The organism is Kitasatospora sp. NPDC058032 (genome assembly GCF_042885845.1).
Classification (GTDB): domain Bacteria; phylum Actinomycetota; class Actinomycetes; order Streptomycetales; family Streptomycetaceae; genus Kitasatospora.
In genome coordinates this window covers 1-3,249 of the sequence record NZ_JBHVRK010000065.1, presented here as the reverse complement: position 1 = coordinate 3,249, position 3,249 = coordinate 1, and the positions used below count along the sequence as shown (strand labels likewise).

The following is a 3,249-nucleotide window of genomic DNA, read 5'->3' as shown; positions in this document are numbered from 1 at the left end:
CCCCTTCCAACACCAGAGCTACTGGCTCCACCCCACCCCCACCACCGGCGACATCACAACCGCCGGCATCACCCCCAACCACCACCCCATCCTCAGCACCACCATCGAACTCCCCGAAGGGGAAGGGGCTGTCTTCACCGGTCGGCTGTCCCAGACGACGCATGCCTGGCTGGCGGAGCACGCCGTGCACGACACGGTCGTCCTGCCCGGCACCGCCTTCATCGACCTACTGCTGCACGCCGCCGAGCAGGTCGGCTGCAGCGAGATCGACGAGCTCACCCACCATGTCCTTCTCGCCGTCCCCCAGCGCGGCGCCCGCCACCTGCGGCTGACCGTGGGTCCGGCGGACGACTCCGGGCGGCGGCCCTTCACCGTCCATTCGCGTCCGGAGGAAGCGGGCGAGGGCAACGAGTGGACGCGTCACGCGAGCGGCTTCCTCGCGGTGGGGGCCTCCACCACGCCGCCGGATCTGACGGCCTGGCCCCCGGCCGGCGCCGCGCCGCTCGAACTCGACGACTTCTACGCCCGGTTCACCGACCAGGGCTACCACTACGGCCCGACGTTCCAGGGCCTGCGGGCCGCCTGGCGCGACGGCAGCACGACGTACGCCGAGATCGCGCTTCCCGAGGAAGCCCACTCCGACGCGGCCGCATACGGCATCCACCCCGCGCTGCTGGACGCCGCGCTGCACCCCGGGGCGTTCACGCTCGCGGCCACGGCCGGCGACGCCGACCACCCCGGGCCTGTACGGCTGCCGTTCTCGTGGAGCGGGGTGTCCCTGCACGCAGTGGGAGCGACGGCGCTGCGCCTGCAGATCACTTCGGCGGGTGACGACGTGGTGTCGCTCGCCATCGCCGACGCCACGGGCGCGCCCGTGGCGACGATCCGTTCGCTGACCATGCGTCCGGTGTCGGCCGAACAGCTCGCCGCCGCCGCACGCGGCCCGCAGCGTGACACGCTGCACCGTCTCGACTGGACGCCGGTCACCGTTCCGACCGCGCAGGCCGACGCGCCGCGCTCCGGCGGCTGGGCGGTCCTGGGCGCCGACGACTCGCGGCTGTCCGCCGCTCTTGAGACGGGCGGGGTTCCCGTCGAGCAGTACGCGGACCTGGACACGCTCGGCGCGGAGATCGCGGCCGGCGCCGCCGTACCGGCAGTCGTGGTCGCCACCGTCGCCGGCGGTGCCTCGTCCGTCGCGGCCACGCACGACGCCGCCCGCAGGATGCTCGGGTTCCTCCAGCAGTGGCTCGCCGATGACCGGTTCTCCGCCACCCACCTGGTGGTCCTCACCCAGGATGCTGTCGAAGCCGATCTCACGGGTGCCGCGCTGTGGGGCCTGATCCGCTCCGCCCAGGCCGAGCACCCCGACCGGATCACCCTGATCGACACCGACGGCCACGACGCCTCCCACCGCGCCCTCCCCGCCGCCCTCACCACCGAGGAACCCCAACTCGCCCTCCGCGAAGGCCGAGCCCACGCCCCCCGCCTCACCCGCGCCACCCTTCCGCACGACACCGCCGCACCCGCCCTGGACCCCAACGGCACCGTCCTCATCACGGGCGGCACCGGCGCCCTCGGTGCTCTCGTCGCCCGCCACCTCGTCACCGAGTACGGCGCGCACCACCTCATCCTCACCAGCCGCCGCGGCCCCCAGGCGCCCGGCGCCACCGAACTCGCCGACGAACTCACCGCACTCGGTGCCCAGGTGACCATCACCGCCTGCGACACCGCCGACCGCGAAGCGCTCGCCGCCCTCCTCGCCACCGTCCCCGGCGAGCACCCCCTGACCGCCGTCATCCACACCGCCGGCATCCTCGACGACGCCACCATCACCTCGCTGACCCCCGACCAGCTCAGCGCAGTCCTCCGGCCCAAGGTCGACGCGGCCTGGCACCTCCACGAGCTCACGCTGGACACCGACCTCTCGGCGTTCGTCCTCTTCTCCTCCATCGCGGGCGTCATCGGCAGCGCGGGCCAGGCCAACTACGCCGCCGCCAACACCTACCTGGACGCCCTCGCCCAGCACCGCCACACCAACGGACTCCCCGCCACCTCCCTCGCCTGGGGCCTGTGGGACACCGAGACCGGCATGGGCGGCCTCGGCACCACCGACCGCAGCCGCCTGGCCCGCACCGGCCTGATGCCGATGCCGAACGAGCAGGGCCTGCGGCTCTTCGACCTCGCCCTGTCCCTGGGAGAAGCGTCCACGGTCGCCGCCGCGATCGACACCGCTGGACTGCGCGCCCAGGCTGCGGCGGGCACCCTCTCCCCCGTGCTCCGCGGCCTCGTCCCCGCGCCCTCCCGGCGCGCGGCACAGTCCGGCGGGGGCGCCACCGGTCATGCCTCGGCAGTGACGCGTCGGCTGGCGGGGCTCCCCGAGGCAGAGCAGCAGGGCATTCTGCTGGACCTCGTGAGGTCGGCCGTCGCCACCGTACTGGGCCACTCCGACCCCGGTTCGATCGCCGGCGAGCGCCCGTTCCAGGACCTGGGACTGGACTCACTCACGGCCGTCGAACTGCGCAACACGCTCAACGCCACCACCGGTCTGCGCCTGCCGGCCACCCTCGTCTTCGACCACCCCAGCCCGGCCGCCCTCGCGGACAAGCTGCGGACCGACCTCGTCGGCGCCCAGACGGAGACCTCCCGCTCAGGTGCGGTCTCCCGTCCCCTGACCGGCGACGCCGACGAGCCGATCGCGATCGTGGGTATCGGCTGCCGGTTCCCGGGCGGCGTGAGCTCGCCCGAGGGACTGTGGCAGCTGGTCGCCGACGGCGTCGACGCGGTCGGGGGGTTCCCCACCGGGCGCGGCTGGGACGTGGAAGGCCTGTTCGACCCGGACCCGGACGTCTCCGGCAAGACGTACGCCCGTGAGGGTGGCTTCCTGCACGACGCCGACCTGTTCGACGCCGGGTTCTTCGGGATCAGCCCCCGCGAGGCCCTGGCCATCGACCCGCAGCAGCGTCTGCTGCTCGAGACCAGCTGGGAAGCGGTCGAGAACGCCGCGATCGACCCGGCCCTCCTCCGGGGCACCCGGGTCGGCGTCTTCGCCGGCATGATCGCCCAGGAGTACGCCTCGATGTCGGCCGACGAACCGGATGTCGAGGGGTACCTCGTCACCGGCCTCGCCGCGAGCGTGGCGTCGGGCCGGGTGTCGTACAGCTTCGGGTTCGAGGGTCCGGCGGTCACGGTCGACACCGCGTGCTCGTCCTCGCTGGTCGCGCTTCACCTGGCCGCCCAGGCCCTGCGCAA

Annotated in this window: 1 protein-coding gene; it reads left to right on the top strand. The window is 73.6% G+C overall.

Going from position 1 to position 3,249, the window contains the following annotated elements:
• Nucleotides 1–3,249 (top strand): type I polyketide synthase (locus ACFVUH_RS37245; protein ID WP_387918070.1); only part of this gene is annotated, 3,249 nt, incomplete at both ends.